13 protein-coding genes are annotated in these 15,351 nt (G+C 69.8%); 12 read left to right on the forward strand and 1 reads right to left on the reverse strand.

The window, feature by feature from the left end; translation table 11 throughout:
• Positions 1-9: 9 nt before the first annotated feature.
• On the reverse strand, positions 10-933 hold the full coding sequence (locus tag JAV51_RS10745) for a 1,4-dihydroxy-2-naphthoyl-CoA synthase (protein ID WP_197320559.1): 924 nt from the start codon (positions 931-933) through the stop codon (positions 10-12).
• Between the two features lie 120 nt (positions 934-1,053).
• Here JAV51_RS10745 and menD point away from each other — a divergent pair, with 120 nt between their 5' ends.
• From menD to JAV51_RS10805, 12 genes are all read left to right on the forward strand, one after another.
• Positions 1,054-2,730 carry a 2-succinyl-5-enolpyruvyl-6-hydroxy-3-cyclohexene-1-carboxylic-acid synthase gene (gene menD / locus JAV51_RS10750; RefSeq protein ID WP_197320560.1) on the forward strand — a complete coding sequence of 559 codons (1,677 nt, stop codon included), beginning with the start codon at positions 1,054-1,056 and terminating at the stop codon, positions 2,728-2,730.
• 59 nt (positions 2,731-2,789) lie between these two features.
• On the forward strand, positions 2,790-4,292 hold the full coding sequence (locus JAV51_RS10755; protein WP_197320561.1) for a M1 family metallopeptidase: 1,503 nt from the start codon (positions 2,790-2,792) through the stop codon (positions 4,290-4,292).
• 21 nt (positions 4,293-4,313) lie between these two features.
• Positions 4,314-4,832, forward strand: coding sequence for a DUF3592 domain-containing protein (locus JAV51_RS10760; RefSeq protein ID WP_197320562.1), 519 nt, complete (start codon positions 4,314-4,316; stop codon positions 4,830-4,832).
• A 65-nt stretch (positions 4,833-4,897) separates the two neighbouring features.
• On the forward strand, positions 4,898-5,596 hold the full coding sequence (locus tag JAV51_RS10765; protein WP_197320563.1) for a demethylmenaquinone methyltransferase: 699 nt from the start codon (positions 4,898-4,900) through the stop codon (positions 5,594-5,596).
• Positions 5,597-5,605: 9 nt separating this feature from the next.
• Positions 5,606-6,880, forward strand: a complete 1,275-nt coding sequence (locus JAV51_RS10770) for a geranylgeranyl reductase family protein (RefSeq protein ID WP_197320564.1) — start codon at positions 5,606-5,608, stop codon at positions 6,878-6,880.
• Between the two features lie 583 nt (positions 6,881-7,463).
• A complete protein-coding gene (locus JAV51_RS10775) occupies positions 7,464-7,883 on the forward strand; it encodes an NADH-quinone oxidoreductase subunit A (RefSeq protein ID WP_197320565.1) in 420 nt (139 codons plus the stop codon).
• Between the two features lie 7 nt (positions 7,884-7,890).
• On the forward strand, positions 7,891-8,439 hold the full coding sequence (locus tag JAV51_RS10780; RefSeq protein WP_197320566.1) for an NADH-quinone oxidoreductase subunit B family protein: 549 nt from the start codon (positions 7,891-7,893) through the stop codon (positions 8,437-8,439).
• Positions 8,439-9,206, forward strand: coding sequence for an NADH-quinone oxidoreductase subunit C (locus JAV51_RS10785; protein WP_197320567.1), 768 nt, complete (start codon positions 8,439-8,441; stop codon positions 9,204-9,206). The genes JAV51_RS10780 and JAV51_RS10785 overlap by 1 nt, the downstream gene beginning before the upstream one ends.
• Positions 9,203-10,588, forward strand: a complete 1,386-nt coding sequence (locus tag JAV51_RS10790) for an NADH-quinone oxidoreductase subunit D (protein WP_197320568.1) — start codon at positions 9,203-9,205, stop codon at positions 10,586-10,588. Before JAV51_RS10785 ends, JAV51_RS10790 begins: the two co-directional genes overlap by 4 nt.
• Complete coding sequence (gene nuoE / locus JAV51_RS10795) at positions 10,585-11,457, forward strand: NADH-quinone oxidoreductase subunit NuoE (protein ID WP_197320569.1); 873 nt, start codon at positions 10,585-10,587, stop codon at positions 11,455-11,457. The genes JAV51_RS10790 and nuoE overlap by 4 nt, the downstream gene beginning before the upstream one ends.
• Positions 11,458-11,566: 109 nt before the next feature.
• Complete coding sequence (nuoF, locus tag JAV51_RS10800; RefSeq protein WP_197320570.1) at positions 11,567-12,856, forward strand: NADH-quinone oxidoreductase subunit NuoF; 1,290 nt, start codon at positions 11,567-11,569, stop codon at positions 12,854-12,856.
• Complete coding sequence (locus JAV51_RS10805) at positions 12,853-15,345, forward strand: NADH-quinone oxidoreductase subunit G (RefSeq protein ID WP_197320571.1); 2,493 nt, start codon at positions 12,853-12,855, stop codon at positions 15,343-15,345. Before nuoF ends, JAV51_RS10805 begins: the two co-directional genes overlap by 4 nt.
• The last annotated feature ends 6 nt before the right edge of the window (positions 15,346-15,351 follow it).

Below are 15,351 nucleotides of genomic sequence, written 5' to 3' on the forward strand. Positions count from 1 at the left end.
GATCCCCGGTCAGTAGTAGTACGGGTAGTCCGACCAGTCGGGGTCGCGCTTCTCCAGGAAGGCGTCACGGCCCTCCACCGCCTCGTCCTGCTGGTAGGCCAGCCGCGTGGTCTCGCCCGCGAACACCTGCTGGCCGACGAGGCCGTCGTCGACGAGGTTGAACGCGTACTTGAGCATGCGCTGCGCGGTGGGCGACTTGCCGAGGATCTCCCAGGCCCACTCCAGCGCCTCGGCCTCCAGCCGCTCGTGGGGAACGGCCTGGTTCACCGCGCCCATCGCGTGCGCCTGCTCGGCGGTGTAGGTACGGCCGAGGAAGAAGATCTCCCGCGCGAACTTCTGCCCGACCTGGCGGGCGAGGTAGGCCGAGCCGTAGCCGCCGTCGAAGGAGCCGACGTCGGCGTCGGTCTGCTTGAACCGCGCGTGCTCGGCGGAGGCCAGCGTGAGATCGCACACGACGTGCAGGGAGTGCCCGCCACCGGCGGCCCAGCCCGGCACGACCGCGATCACGACCTTCGGCATGAACCGGATCAGCCGCTGCACCTCCAGGATGTGCAGGCGGCCCGCACGGGCGGGGTCGATCGTGTCCGACGTCTCGCCGCTGGCGTACTGATAGCCGGAGCGCCCGCGAATACGCTGGTCGCCACCGGAACAGAACGCCCAGCCGCCGTCCTTGGGAGAGGGACCGTTGCCGGTGAGCAGGACGCATCCCACGTCCGAGCTCATCCGGGCGTGGTCGAGCGCCCGGTACAGCTCGTCCACGGTGTGCGGGCGGAAGGCGTTACGCACCTCCGGCCGGTCGAACGCGACGCGCACGACGCGTTTGCCCGATCGGCTCTTCCGCGAACGGTGGTATGTGATGTCGGTGAAGTCGAAGCCGGGGACCTCGTCCCACTCGGCGGGGTCGAACAGCTCCGAAACCTGGGTGTGGGGCACGCCTGGGAGAATAGGCCGTGTGCTTCCTCTGACCGACACCCCGGCGCGGCGCCGTGAGTCGACCCACCGTGTCGCCGGGATCGCCGTCGGCGCGGTCGGCGCCGTCGAGGGGGCTGCCCGGTGAATCCCTCCACTGCCCAGGCCCGCGTGCTCGTGGACGAACTCGTCCGCAACACGGTGTCCCACGTGGTACTGAGCCCGGGCTCCCGTAATGCGCCCCTGTCGTTCGCGCTGCACGATGCCGCGGCGGCGGGCAGGCTCACGCTGCACGTGCGCATCGACGAGCGCAGCGCGGCGTTCCTGGCGTTGGGGATCGCGGCCCGCACCGGCAGGCCGGTCGCGGTGGTGTGCACGTCGGGAACGGCTGCTGCGAACTTCCATCCCGCGGTGCTGGAGGCCGACCGGGCCGGAGTGCCGCTGATCGTGCTGACCGCCGACCGGCCGCCCGAGTTGCGCGCCGCCGGGGCGAGCCAGGTCGTGGAGCAGCGGCACCTGTACGGCAGCGCGGTGCGGTACTTCGACGAACTCGCCGTCGCCGAGCGCAGGCCGGGCCAGAACGCGTACTGGCGCAGCCAGATCTGCCGGGCGTGGAACGCCGCGTACGGCGAGTGGCGGTGTGGACCGGTGCACCTGAACATCCCGTTCCGTGAGCCGCTCGTCCCCGACCCCGCCGACGAATCCGACTGGCCCGAGTCGCTGGACGGCAGGCCACAGGGTGCGCGGTGGACGGAGCTGCCCGACTTCGGCGCGTTGCCGTCGTTCGTGGTGCCGTCGGCGCGGCACGGTCTGGTGATCGCGTGCGACGCGGGCGTGCGGGCCGCCAGCGAGTGGGCCGAGCTGCACGGGTGGCCGGTGATCGCCGAGACGGGTGGCCTCGGCCTCGGCGGCACGACGGCGATCTCCGCGGGCGTGTGGCTGCTCGGGCTGGAGGAGTTCGTCGCCGAGCACAAGCCGGAGCAGGTGCTGTGCATCGGCAGGCCCACCGTCTTCCGGCAGGTGCAGCGGATCTTGTCCGACCCGGACGTCGAGGTGCTGTTGGTGCGGCCCGACTCCGACTGGCCCGCCCCGGCTCACAACGTCCGGCAGGTCGGGCAGTGGTTCGACGAACCGGCGAAGCCCGCCGACCCGGAGTGGTTGCTGCGGTGGCGCCGCGCCGACGCCGCCGCGAGGGATGCCGTGCGGGACAGCCTGGCGGCCGCGCCGTGGCCGAACGGGTTGAGCGTGGCGAACGAACTCGTGGCGGCGTTGCCCGGGGACTCCCTGCTCGTGGTGGGTTCCTCGAATCCGACGCGGGACGTCGCGCTCGTCGGTGGGTGCAGGCCGGACGTGCTGGTGCACCGCAACCGCGGTGTCGCCGGGATCGACGGCACGCTGTCCACGGCCCTGGGCGCGGCACTGGTGCACTCGGGACCGGCGTACGCGTTCGTGGGTGACCTGACGTTCCTGCACGACGTCAACGGCCTGCTCACCGGCCCGGCCGAGTGCAGGCCCGACCTCACGATCGTGGTCCTCAACGACGACGGTGGCGGCATCTTCTCGCTGCTGGAGCAGGGTGAGGACCAGTACCGGGACAGCTTCGAGCGCGTCTTCGGCACCCCGCACGGCGCCGACCTGTCGGCGCTGTGCACCGGGTACGGCGTGCCGTACACGCTGGCGGACTCGCGGGCGGCGTTGCGGGAGGCGTTGCGGCCCGAGCCCGGACTCCGGGTCGTGGAGGTGCGGGTGGACCGCTCGCGGCACCGGGAGCTGCACACGGGGCTCCGGTCGGCGGTGGCCAGAGCCGTCGGCACCCGGTAAGGCGACACGCCACTTTCGCCCGTGTCGCGGCGGTCGTCGCCGCACTACCGTTCGTGAGCATGCGCAACCAATCACGTGTCTACGCCGTCGGCGTGGCGTCGAGCCTGGTGGCGGTGCTGGTCACCACCTCGGCGAGCGCCGCGCCCGGGCCGGGCGCGCCGGGTGTCGGCGACCCGTACTACCCCGGTGACGGCAACGGCGGCTACGACGTCACGCACTACGACATCAGGCTCACCTACGAGCCCGAGACCGACTTCCTCTCCGGCACCACGACGATCCTCGCGACCACCACGAGCGAGCTGTCGAGCTTCAACCTCGACTTCGCGTTGGACGTCGAGTCGGTGCGGGTCAACAACAGCCCCGCGCGAGTGGACCGCGACCCCGACGACCCGACCGAGGTGGTGGTCACTCCGGCCACCGAACTCGGGGAGGGCGAACCGATGACGGTGGTCGTCCGCTACGCCGACACCCCGTCCGAGGTGGAAGTCGACGGCTTCACCGCGTGGAAGCGCACCGAGACCGGCGCGCTGGCCGTCGACCAGCCGCACATCGCCGAGTGGTGGTTCCCGTCCAACGACCACCCGACTGACAAGGCGACCTACGACGTGTCGGTGGCCGTGCCCGACGACGTGGCGGCCCTGTCCAACGGCGTGCTCACGGGTCGGAGCAAGGTCCGCGAGGGCTGGACCCGCTGGAACTGGCGCAGCACCGAGCCGCAGGCGACCTACCTGACGTTCCTCGCCGTCGGCGACTACGAGGTGCGCTCGTCCACCACGCCGAGCGGGCTGCCGATCGTCAACGCCTACGAGGCCGGGCTGGGCGAGCTGCGTCCGGCGGCGGAGGCCAGCATCGAGCGCACGCCCGAGGTCGTGGAGTTCCTGGAGCTGATCTTCGGTCCGTACCCGTTCGAAGCGCAGGGCGGGGTCGTCACCAGCGGTCTCGGCTTCGCGCTTGAGACCCAGACGCGGTCGGTCTACGACGCCGGGTTCTTCCGTCAGGGCACGAACATGTCGGTCGTGGTGCACGAGAACGCGCACCAGTGGTTCGGCGACGCGGTGTCGCTCGGCTCGTGGGCCGACATCTGGCTGAACGAGGGTTTCGCGAGCTACGCCGAGTTCCTGTGGTCGGAGTACAACGGGGAGGGCACGGCCGCCGAGCTGGCGCAGTACCTGTACGACTCGATTCCCGCCGACGACCCGTTCTGGCAGGTCCTGCCCGGCGACCCGGGCGCGGAGAACCAGTTCGACGCGGCCGTCTACGACCGGGGCGCGCTCGCGGCCCACGCGCTGCGCACGGCCGTGGGTGACGAGACGTTCGTCGAGATCCTGCGCACGTGGCTCGACACCTACCGGGGCGGCGACGCCACGCTTGCCGACTTCGTCGCGTTGGCCGAGGAGGTGTCGGGCACGGAGCTCGACGAGCTGTTCGACACGTGGCTGTTCACGAAGGGCAAGCCGGAGATCGGCCCGAACGGCGCCGAGGTGAGGACCACCGCGGTGACCGAACCGGAGTCGTTCCGCGAGATCGCCTTCACCCACGAGCAGCTCGCGAAGCACCACTAGCTCGCTCGATATGCTCGCCGAGTGAACACCGACGGCCCCGAGTCCGCCCAGGGCGCACAGCAGTCCGAGACGCGCCGCGCGCACGCTCTGCGTCTCGGTTCCTGGGGGGTGCTCGGGGCCGCGTCGGTGATCACGTTGCTCGGAGTCCTGCTCGTGCTGGGCGCCTTCCGCAACGACCAGGTGATCGCTGACAACCACGGCACGGCGACGGCCCTGGTCGAGCAGGTCATGTTCGACCGCACCCTCATCCGCTACGACACGCCCGACGGGGTGTCGCACAGCCCCGAGAACGGCGTGCTCTACCCGGACGGCCTCACGGCGGGACAGCTCATCCGCATCGAATACGACACCACCGACCCGGAGCTGGCGAAGGTCGCGGGGCGGACGTGGTTGCTCACGCTGCTGCCCGTGTCGACGACCTTGCTGTTCACGTGGCTCGTGGCAGGACCGCTCGTGTGGTTCCTCCGCTCCCGGTTGCGCGCGCTGACGGCGACGTCACCGGCCGCGCGCTCCACGGTGTCGTCCGGCACGTCGGCGTAGGCCGCACGCTCCCTCGCGCAAGCGGGCTCACGTTCCGGTCGAGGCGGCCCGACTAGACTCCCGACATGGCCCGAGCGAGCCTCGACAAGGACCCAGCCGACGTCGCCGCGATGTTCGACGGCGTCGCGAAGCGATACGACCGCACGAACTCCGTGATGACGTTCGGCTTCGACCGCCGGTGGCGGGTCATCACGGGCCGGGTGCTCGACGGCCGCCCGGGGGAGAAGGTGCTCGACCTCGCCGCGGGCACGGGCGTGTCCACCGAGGAGTACGCGCGGGGCGGCGCGTGGTGCGTCGCCGCCGACTTCTCGCTCGGCATGTTGCGTGGCGGACGTCACCGTGGGGTGCCGATGGTGGCCGCCGACGCGCTGCGGCTGCCGTTCGCCGACGAGTCCTTCGACGCGGTCACCATCACGTTCGGCCTGCGCAACTTCGTCGACACGTCGGCGGCGTTGAAGGAGATCGCGCGCGTGGTCAAGCCCGGCGGCAGGCTGGTCGTGTGCGAGGTGTCGACGCCCACGTTCGCGCCGATCCGGTTCGTCTACCGCAAGTTCGCGCTGCGACTGATGACGTGGTTCGGCAGGCGGGTGTCGTCGAACCCCGAGGCGTACGTCTACCTGTTCGAGTCCATGCTGACCTGGCCGAACCAGCGACGGCTCGCGGAAATCATCGCCGACTCGGGCTGGCGCAGCGTCGAGTGGATGAACCTCACGTTCGGCGTGGTCGCCATCCACCGTGCATGGAAGGCGAAGAGCGCCTCGTAGACTCGCCGCATGACTCACGACGCGGAGGTCATCGTCGTCGGTGCGGGCCCGGCGGGCTCGACCGCGGCCACCTATCTCGCCCGGGCGGGCGTCGACGTGCTCCTGTTGGAGAAGACGAGCTTTCCCCGCGAGAAGGTGTGCGGCGACGGTCTGACGCCGCGTGGCGTGAAGCAGCTCATCGACCTCGGCATCGACACGAGCCAGGAAGCCGGGTGGGTGCACAACCGGGGGCTGCGCATCCTCACCGGTGAGCTGACGCTGGAACTCGACTGGCCCGACCTCACCGCCTACCCGCCCTACGGGGTGTCGCGTACGCGCCAGGACTTCGACGACCTGCTCGCGCGGACGGCCGTGAAGTCCGGGGCCCGACTCCTCGAACGCACCACCGTGACGGGCGCGATCACCGACGAGCGCACCGGCCGCGTGGTCGGCGTGCAGGCGAAGCAGGGGCCCGAGCGCAAGCCGGTCAGCTACCGCGCGCCGCTGGTGCTGGCGTGTGACGGCGTGTCGGCGAGGCTCGCGTTGTCGGTCGGCATCCAGAAGAACGACCGCAGGCCCATGGGCGTCGCGGTGCGCCGCTACTACCGCAGCCCCCGCCACGACGACGCCTACATCGAGGGTCACCTGGAGCTGTGGGACCGCAGCGACCCGCGCAACCCGGCACTGCTGCCCGGGTACGGGTGGGCGTTCCCGCTCGGGGACGGCACCGTCAACGTCGGGTTGGGGATGCTGTCGACATCGAAGTCGTTCCGCAACATCGACTACCGCGCGCTGCTCAAGTCGTGGTTGGACTCCACTCCCGAGGAATGGGGCTACCGCGAGGGGAACGCGGTGGGCCGTATCGGTGGGGCGGCCATCCCCATGGGGTTCAACCGCACGCCGCACTACCGCGACGGGCTGCTGCTGCTCGGCGACGCGGGCGGCATGGTGAGTCCCTTCAACGGCGAGGGCATCGCGGCGGCGATGGAGTCGGCGAGCCTGGCCGCCGAGCACGTCGTTCAGGCGCTCGCCCGCCGGGAGGGCCCGTCGCGGGAGCGGGCGTTGCAGGGCTACCCGCGCGCGGTGGCCGACCTGATGGGCGGCTACTACCGCCTCGGCAACCTCTTCGCGAAGGCCATCGGACATCCGAAGGTCATGCGCGCCGCGACGAAGTACGGGCTGCGCATCCGGCCGCTGATCCCGCTGGTCTTCAAGGGCCTGTCCGGCTGCTACGACCCGAAGGGCGGCGACGCTGTCGACCGCCTCGTGGCCACGCTCTCGCGTATCGCTCCCGCCCCGCGCTGACGGGCGGACCACTCGCCGCGCCGGGACCGGTGTCCCGGTGCCGGCACCTCGTGCTGCCCGTCGTCCCCGGGCGTTCGCCGGCGCCGTCCGTCCGTGCCGATCCGCGCGCGGACGAACGGCTCGGACGCACCCTCCGACGCGTCGCTCACGCCCCTCCGAGGGGCCGTTCGACGTGCTGTTAGCTCAGTGTGAAAGATCACAGTACGCTCGTACTTCTATGTGGCGGGGGCCTCGTCTCGGAGCGTTTTGTGCAGGTCGCACACGGTGTCCACCGAGGGGCCAGAATGCCCCTGACGTCGGACTACCTACTTTGGTTGCGTCGGGGGGCTAGCGACAAGGTGTGAGTTGCGTCTTACACTGCACCCATGTTTTGTGAAGGGCTTCACAACCGTCACGCGGGACGGCTTGTGAACGGCTTCACAAGCCGGGTTGGTTGCGCCGCTCGTGACAGAGGTGGTGGAAAACACAAAGTAAGGCGGTCCTTACCCACAGAGGTGTGGCGTAGGTCCCTTAGAGTCTCGCCACGACAGTCAGATGTCGACCATGTCCGTTACGCAGCGGCGCGTGAAAGGATGGTGCCGCAGTGATCCCCTCGGTGTCCGCGGTAGAGGTTCTGGCGCAGGAGAGCGCGGATTCCGGCCTCGGCGTTTTCCTCCCACTCGTTCTGTTGTTCGGGCTCGCCCTCGCGTTCGCGCTCTTCTCCGTCCTCTTGGGACCGTTGCTCGGTCCGAGCCGCTACAACAAGGCCAAGCTCTCCGCCTACGAGTGCGGCATCGAACCGTCCCCGCAACCGCTGGTGGGCGGTGGCCGCATGCCCATCGCCTACTACGTGACGGCGATGCTCTTCATCCTCTTCGACATCGAGATGGTGTTCCTCTTCCCCTACGCCGTGTCGGCGGACTTCCTGGGGTTGTGGGGCGTCGCCGCCGTCTCGGTGTTCATCGCGACCTTCTTCATCGCCGACATCTACGTGTGGCGGCGCGGCGGGCTGGATTGGAACTGATCGAACCATGGGTCTCGAAGAGAAGCTCCCGAACGGCATCCTCCTGACGACGCTGGAAGGCGTGGTCAACTGGGCGCGCAAGAACTCGATGTGGCCTGCCACGTTCGGGCTCGCCTGCTGCGCGATCGAGATGATGACGGTCGGCGGCTCGCGCTACGACATCTCGCGCTTCGGCATGGAGCGCTTCAGCGCCACGCCGAGGCAGGCCGACCTGATGATCGTCGCGGGCCGGGTGACGCAGAAGATGGCGCCGGTCCTGCGGCAGATCTACGACCAGATGGCCGAGCCGAAGTGGGTGCTCGCCATGGGTGTGTGCGCCTCCTCGGGCGGCATGTTCAACAACTACGCCGTCGTGCAGGGCGTCGACCACATCGTCCCGGTCGACATGTACCTGCCCGGCTGTCCCCCGAGGCCCGAGATGCTGCTCGACGCCATCCTCAAGCTCCACGCCAAGGTGCAGGACGAGCCGATGGGGCCGCGGCGGGCAGCCCTGCGGGCCGAGAGCGGGAAGCAGACCGAAATCGTCCCGTCGTCGATCAAGTTCGCGAAAAAGTGATGGGCATGCCTGACGAGAAGCCAGAGACCGGCGGCGAACTCTCCAGCGCCGAACACAGCGAGAACGGCCTGCGCCCGCAGGGTGCCGAGCCGGCGCGTCCCGCCGAGCCGGTGGTCGCGGGCCGGGAACGCCGCGGCATGTTCGGGGTCGCGGGAACCGGTGACACCTCGGGTTACGGCGGACTCCGCCTGCCCGCCTACTCGCCGCCTCCCGCGGAGCGGCCCTACGGCGGCTGGTTCGACGAGTTCGCCGACGAGTTCTACGCGGCGTTGTCGGACAACGGAATTCCCGCCGACGCCATCCAGCAGGTGACGATCGACCGCGGCGAGATCACGTTCTACGTGAAGCGTGAGCACCTCGTGGAGATCTGCCGCACGCTGCGCGACGACGAGGGGCTGCGCTTCGAGCTGTGCGCCTCGGTGTCCGGTGTGGACTACGGCGTCGACGTCCCCCAGCGGTTGCACTCGGTGTACCACCTGACGTCGATGACCTACCGGCGACGCATCCGACTGGAGGTCACGCTCGACATCGACGACCCGCACGTGCCGTCGATCGTCGAGGTCTACCCGACGGCCGACTGGCAGGAGCGCGAGGCCTACGACATGTTCGGCATCGTCTACGACGGCCACCCTGCGCTGACCCGAATCCTCATGCCGGACGACTGGGAGGGCCACCCGCAGCGGAAGGACTACCCGCTGGGCGGCATCCCGGTGGAGTACAAGGGCGCGGAAATCCCGCCTCCCGACACGCGGAGGTCCTACTCATGACCACGAGCGACCGCATCGCCGACGCGAGCACCGGCACCGACACCACGGCCGAGGGCAGCGCGAGCACGCAGCACGACGCTCGGTACGCCGAGCACCGCGAGACCACCGAGGGTCGGGTGTACACGGTCAGCGGCGGCGACTGGGACGACGTCCTCTCCGACGCCGACCAGTCCGAACGCATGATCATCAACATGGGTCCGCAGCACCCGTCGACCCACGGCGTGCTGCGTCTCGTGCTGGAGATGGAGGGCGAGACCGTCACCCAGCTCCGCTCGGTGATCGGATACCTCCACACGGGGATCGAGAAGAACACCGAGTACCGCACGTGGACCCAGGGCGTCACGTTCGTGACGCGCATGGACTACCTCTCGCCGCTGTTCAACGAGATGGGCTACTGCCTGGCGGTGGAGAAGCTCCTCGGCATCGAGGTGCCCCGTCGGGCGCAGTTGCTGCGGATCATGCTCATGGAGCTGAACCGCATCGCGTCCCACTTCGTCTACATCGCCACCGGCGGCATGGAGCTGGGCGCCACCACGGCGATGACGCTCGGCTTCCGCGAGCGTGAAGAGGTCCTGCACCTGCTCGAACACCTGACGGGTCTGCGCATGAACCATGCGTTCATCCGGCCCGGTGGCCTCGCGCAGGACATGCCGGACGACTTCGACGAGAAGGTCACCGAGTTCTGCAAGGTGATGGACAAGCGGCTGCCGCTGTACGACAAGTTGTTCACCGGGCAGCCGATCTGGCGCAACCGTCTCAAGGGCGTCGGCTACCTGCCGCTGGACGCGTGCCTCGCGCTCGGCGTCACGGGGCCGGTGCTGCGCTCGGCCGGTCTGCCGTGGGACCTGCGCAAGGTGGAGCCGTACTCGGGCTACGACGAGATCGACTTCGAGGTGCCGACGTCCACCGAGGCGGACTGCTGGGCGCGCTACCTCCTCCGGGTGGAGGAGATGCACCAGTCGCTGCGCATCGTGCGTCAGGTGCAGAAGATGCTGGAGCCGGGTCCGGTCATGGTCGAGGACCGCAAGATCGCGTGGCCTGCCCAGCTCTCCGTCTCCAGCGACGGCATGGGCAACTCCCTCGAACACGTCCGCAAGATCATGGGCCAGTCGATGGAGTCGCTCATCCACCACTTCAAGCTGGTCACCGAAGGGTTCCGGGTTCCCCCGGGCCAGGTGTACACCGCCGTGGAGTCGCCACGCGGCGAACTCGGCTTCCACGCCGTGTCCGACGGCGGCACCAAACCGCTGCGGGTCCACGTGCGTGAACCGAGCTTCGTGAACCTGCAAGCGATGCCTGCCATGGCGGAGGGCGGCCTCGTCGCCGACGTCATCGCAGCCATCGCCTCGATCGACCCGGTGATGGGGGGAGTGGACCGATGACCACACCGTCGCAGCAGCCGTCGCAGACACCGAAGCCCGGTTCGCAGCCGGCCGAGCAGACCTACGCGGCCGCGTCGGACGACGTGGACGTCACGGCCATCTCGCCGGTGAGCGACGACGAACAGCGCCCCGAGGTGCCCGCCGCCGACCCGTTCGGCCCCGAGGTGGAGGCCGAGGCGCAGGAGTTGGCGTCGCGTTACCCGCAGGCGCGGTCGGCGTTGTTGCCGATGCTGCACCTGGTGCAGTCGGTGCAGGGGTACGTGAGCCAGGAGGGCATCGCGTTCTGCGCCCGACAGCTCGACCTCACCGAGGCCGAGGTCAGCGCCGTCGCCACGTTCTACACGATGTACAAGCGCAGGCCGTGCGGCCAGCACCTGGTGAGCGTGTGCACCAACACGCTGTGCGCCGTCCTCGGTGGTGACGACATCTACAAGCGACTGTCGGAACACCTGGGCGAGGACGGCAAGCCCCTCGGTCACGAGGAGACGGCCGGTGAGCCGGGCGAGGTCGGCTCCATCACGTTGGAGCACGCCGAGTGCCTGGCCGCGTGCGACCTCGGGCCGGTGCTGCAGGTGAACTACGAGTACTTCGACAACCAGACGCCGGAGTCGGCGGTCGAGCTCGTCGACGCGCTGCGCCGTGGCGAGAAGCCGCAGCCGACGCGCGGCGCGCCCCTCACCGACTTCCGCTCGGTGGAGCGCCAGCTCGCGGGCTTCTTCCCCGAGGAGGAGGACGTGTTCCGCTCCGATGTGGACGCGCCTTCCCAGGCGGTGGAGACGCTGCGCGGCGCGCAGCTCGCCGCGGATCGCGGGTGGACGGCGCCGGTGATGCCGGAGAACGCGCCCTTGCCGGAGGTGGAGGCGAAATGAACGACGCTGGTTTCTCGCGTTCGTGGAGCCGACTGGGGTGGGCCCCCGCTGTGGCAGATGCGTCTGCCGCAGTAGGGGAGGGTGTCCCGCAGAGCGGAGTGGAGGCGAAATGACAGCGGATGCTCTGACCCCGGTCCTGACGAAACGGTGGCTCTCACCGCAGTCGTGGCGGCTGGCCACCTACGAGAAGCTGGAGGGCTACACGGCCCTTCGCAAGGCACTGTCGGGCACGCCGGAACAGCTCGTGCAGCTCGTGAAGGACGCCGGGCTGCGCGGGCGTGGTGGTGCCGGGTTCCCGGCGGGTGTGAAGTGGTCGTTCATGCCGCCCAACGAGGACAAGCCGCACTACCTGGTGATCAACGCCGACGAGGGCGAGCCGGGGACGTGCAAGGACATCCCGTTGATGATGGCCGACCCGCACTCGCTCATCGAGGGCTGCATCATCGCCGCCTACGCCATGCGGTCGCACCACTGCTTCATCTACGTGCGTGGTGAGGCCCTGCACCCGATCCGCCGACTCAACTCGGCGGTGCGCGAGGCGTACGCGGCGGGGTATCTCGGCAAGAACATCCTCGGCTCCGGTTTCGACCTCGACATCACCGTGCACGCGGGCGCGGGCGCCTACATCTGCGGTGAGGAGACGGCACTGCTCGACTCCCTGGAGGGACGCCGTGGTCAGCCGCGGTTGAAGCCGCCGTTCCCGGCCGCCGCGGGCCTGTACGCCGCACCCACCACAGTGAACAACGTGGAGACCATCGCGAGTGTTCCCTACATCGTGAACGGGGGCGCCGACTGGTTCCGCATGATGGGCACCGAGAAGTCGCCGGGCCCGAAGATCTACTCGATCTCCGGCCACGTCGAGAAGCCCGGTCAGTACGAGGCTCCGCTCGGCACCACGCTCCGACAGTTGCTGGAGATGGCGGGCGGCATGAAGGACGGCATCCCGCTGAAGTTCTGGACTCCGGGCGGGTCGTCCACGCCGTTGTTCACCGCCGAACACCTCGACGTGCCGCTCGACTTCGAGGGCGCGGCCGAGGCCGGGTCGATGCTCGGCACCACGGCCGTGCAGGTGTTCAACGAGACGGTGTCCGTGCCGTGGGCCGTGATGAAGTGGACGCAGTTCTACGAGCACGAGTCGTGCGGCAAGTGCACGCCGTGCCGCGAGGGCACCTACTGGTTGGCGCAGATCCTCGAACGCATGGTGGCCGGGAAGGGCACCGAGTCGGACATCGACACGCTGCTCGACGTCTGCGACAACATCCTCGGCCGGTCGTTCTGCGCGCTCGGCGACGGTGCCACGAGCCCCATCACCAGCGGCATCAAGTACTTCCGCGACGAGTTCGTCGCACTGTGTGAGAAGAACCGGGCGCGCTCGCCCGAATTGGTGGGAGCATCATGACCATCGCACCCGAGGCCGCCTCGAAGGACGAGACCCCGGTTCCCGAGGGCCACGTCAAGCTCACCATCGACGGTGAGGAGGTCATCGCCCCGAAGGGCGAGTTGCTGATCCGCACCGCGGAGCGGATGGGCACGGTCATTCCGCGGTTCTGCGACCACCCGCTGCTCGACCCGGCAGGCGCCTGCCGCCAGTGCCTGGTCGAGGTGGAGATGGGCGGGCGGCCGATGCCGAAACCGCAGGCCGCGTGCACGATGACCGTCGCCGACGGCATGGTGGTGAAGACGCAGCGCACCTCGCCCGTGGCCGACAAGGCCCAGCAGGGCGTGATGGAGCTGCTGCTCATCAACCACCCGCTGGACTGCCCGATCTGTGACAAGGGCGGCGAGTGCCCGTTGCAGAACCAGGCGATGGCGCACGGCCGTCCCGAGTCGCGCTTCCACGACCGCAAGCGCACGTTCCCCAAGCCGCTCCCGATCTCGTCGCAGGTCCTGCTCGACCGCGAGCGCTGCGTGCTCTGCCAGCGGTGCACGCGGTTCTCGTCGCAGATCGCGGGCGACCCGTTCATCGACCTGCTGGAGCGCGGCGCGCAGCAGCAGATCGGGACCTCGGAGACGGCGGACGTCCTCGAATCGGCGTCCACCACCAGCGGCGGCACGCCATTCCAGTCGTACTTCTCGGGCAACACCATCCAGATCTGCCCGGTGGGTGCGCTGACCAGCGCCCAGTACCGCTTCCGGTCCCGCCCGTTCGACCTCGTGTCGTCGCCCAGCGTGTGCGAGCACTGCTCGGTGGGCTGCGCGATGCGGACGGACTTCCGGCGCGGCAAGGTGATGCGCCGACTCGCGGGTGACGACCCTCAGGTCAACGAGGAATGGCTCTGCGACAAGGGCCGCTTCGCCTTCCGCTACACCGGGGCGGCGGACCGCATCCGGCACCCGCTCGTGCGCAACCCCGAGACGGGCGAGCTGGAGCGGGCGTCGTGGACCCACGCGCTGCAGGTGGCGGCGGAGGGGCTGGCGAAGGCCCGTGACGGCCAGGGCGTCGGCGTGCTTCCCGGCGGCAGGCTCACGGTCGAGGACGCCTACGCCTACAGCAAGTTCGCCAGGGTGGCGTTGCGGACCAACGACATCGACTTCCGGGCCAGGGCTCACTCCGCGGAGGAACTCGACTTCCTGGCATCGCACGTCGTCGGCACCACGCCGGAGAACGGTGTGACCTTCGCCCAGCTCGAAACCGCGCCACTGGTGTTGTGCGTGGCGTTCGAGCCGGAGGAGGAAGCCCCCGTGCTGTTCCTGCGGTTGCGCAAGGGCGCCCGCAAGCGCGGCATGAAGGTCGTCCACATCGGCCAGTGGACCACGCCCGCGGTGCGCAAGACGCTCGGCGAGCTGCTGGCGTGCGCTCCGGGCGGGGAGGCGAACGCGGTCGACGCGCTGGCGGAACACGCCCCCGACGTCGACGAGCAGTTGCGCGCGGAGGGCTCGGTCGTGCTCGTCGGCGAGCGCGCTGCCGAGATCCCCGGATTGTTCTCGGCCCTGCACCGGCTGTCCGAACGCACCGGCGCCCCGATCGCGTGGGTGCCGCGCAGGGCGGGTGAGCGGGGCGCGCTCGACGCGGGTGCGCTTCCCACGCTGCTGCCCGGCGGGGCGGCCGTCACCGACGACGCTGCTCGCGCGACGCTCGAACGCGCGTGGAACCTCGACGCCGGATCGCTGCCCGCACAGCCGGGCCGCGACACCACCGGCATCCTCACCGCCGCCCGCAACGGCGACCTCGACGGTCTGCTCGTCGGCGGCGTGGAGCCGGCCGACCTGCCCGATCCTCAGCTCGCACTCGAAGCGGTGCGTCGCTGCAAGTTCGTGGTCAGTCTCGAACTGCGGCACAGCGAGGTCACGGGCCACGCCGACGTGGTGCTGCCGATCGCACCGGTCGACGAGAAGGCCGGCACCTTCCTCAACTGGGAAGGACGTCCGCGCGAGTTCTCGGTGACGCTCGACGGTACCGGGGCGCTGCCCGACTGCCGCGTCCTCGACACCCTCGCCGTGGAGATGGACGCCGACCTGTTCACGCAGACCCCCGCCGCCGCGGCCGGAGACCTCGCCCGGAGCACGAGCGACCTCGCCCACGCGCCGCACGCGGCACCCGACCTGCCCAGCCCGACGGTGTCGGCGCCCGAGCCGGGCAAGGCCCTGCTCGCGACGTGGCGGCAGCTCCTCGACGACGGCGTGCTGCAGGACGACGAGCCGCACCTCGCGGGCACCGCGCGGCGTGTGGTCGCCAGGATCTCGCGGGCCACGGCCGACTCGCTCGGCGGCCCGTCGTCGGTGACGGTGTCCACCGACCGCGGTGCGGTGACGCTGCCCGTGGAGGTCGCCGACCTCCCCGACGGGGTCGTGTGGCTGCCGGGCAACTCGCCGGACTCGAAGCTCCGAGCCACGCTCGGGGTCGGACACGGCGCCGTGGTCTCGATCGCTGCCGGAGGTGAACGGTGAGCCCAG

Source organism: Saccharomonospora sp. NB11, assembly GCF_015910535.1.
GTDB lineage: Bacteria > Actinomycetota > Actinomycetes > Mycobacteriales > Pseudonocardiaceae > Saccharomonospora.

What these genes read in the sequence shown, in the direction of transcription:
- JAV51_RS10755 (WP_197320561.1), top strand. Translation starts at nt 2,790, where the DNA reads ATGCGCAACCAATCACGTGTCTACGCCGTCGGCGTGGCGTCGAGCCTG.
- JAV51_RS10765 (WP_197320563.1), top strand. Translation starts at nt 4,898, where the DNA reads ATGGCCCGAGCGAGCCTCGACAAGGACCCAGCCGACGTCGCCGCGATG.
- JAV51_RS10770 (WP_197320564.1), top strand. Translation starts at nt 5,606, where the DNA reads ATGACTCACGACGCGGAGGTCATCGTCGTCGGTGCGGGCCCGGCGGGC.
- JAV51_RS10780 (WP_197320566.1), top strand. Translation starts at nt 7,891, where the DNA reads ATGGGTCTCGAAGAGAAGCTCCCGAACGGCATCCTCCTGACGACGCTG.
- JAV51_RS10785 (WP_197320567.1), top strand. Translation starts at nt 8,439, where the DNA reads ATGGGCATGCCTGACGAGAAGCCAGAGACCGGCGGCGAACTCTCCAGC.
- JAV51_RS10790 (WP_197320568.1), top strand. Translation starts at nt 9,203, where the DNA reads ATGACCACGAGCGACCGCATCGCCGACGCGAGCACCGGCACCGACACC.
- nuoE (WP_197320569.1), top strand. Translation starts at nt 10,585, where the DNA reads ATGACCACACCGTCGCAGCAGCCGTCGCAGACACCGAAGCCCGGTTCG.
- nuoF (WP_197320570.1), top strand. Translation starts at nt 11,567, where the DNA reads ATGACAGCGGATGCTCTGACCCCGGTCCTGACGAAACGGTGGCTCTCA.
- JAV51_RS10805 (WP_197320571.1), top strand. Translation starts at nt 12,853, where the DNA reads ATGACCATCGCACCCGAGGCCGCCTCGAAGGACGAGACCCCGGTTCCC.